Source organism: Thermodesulfobacteriota bacterium (genome assembly GCA_026415035.1).
GTDB lineage: Bacteria > Desulfobacterota > BSN033 > BSN033 > UBA1163 > RBG-16-49-23.
The window spans coordinates 1-527 of record JAOAHX010000076.1; the positions used below are offsets into that span (position 1 = coordinate 1).

Sequence of the window (527 nt, forward strand, 5' to 3'; positions counted from 1 at the left end):
GCTTTGACGACCTCTGGGGGGAGAGGACCAAATTCTTTGTGATAGGCTGGAAGCCATAAGGGGAGAATGGCTTTGAGCCGTTTTGAGCAGGGGAGATTGGCCGAAAGCCAGATCTTCTTTAAGGGTTCTAGCAGGGTGGGTGGATGATAAGTGGGGGGCTTCCCTCTTTTCTTCGTTTTTGGTTTGGTAAAACGTTTAAACTTCTTTAAGAGTCGGATGGCATGTTTTCGGTGGTATCCACAGTTAATACAGAATTCATTGAGAATGAGGGTTTTCTCTTTTCGTGTAGCCTTGTTGTATCTTAGATAGATGGTTTCGAGATATTCCATTTTAGATCGTGGACTCATGACAATCTCCCCCTTTAAGGGGAGATTGTCGGGTAACATAAATTATGAGTCAACGATCCCTTTTTCTTCTTCATTTGGGTAACATTTAATTTGAGTCAATTCGCATGATTGAATCCGGTTCACAATCTCTCGGACATAAGCTATAATAGGATGATCCCAGACCAAGAGTCATCTCGACCC

General features: G+C 43.3%; 1 protein-coding gene. It reads right to left on the reverse strand.

The window, feature by feature from the left end:
- Positions 1 to 329 (reverse strand): integrase (locus N3G78_14920; protein MCX8119208.1); only part of this gene is annotated, 329 nt, incomplete at its 3' end.
- Positions 330 to 527: the final 198 nt, after the last annotated feature.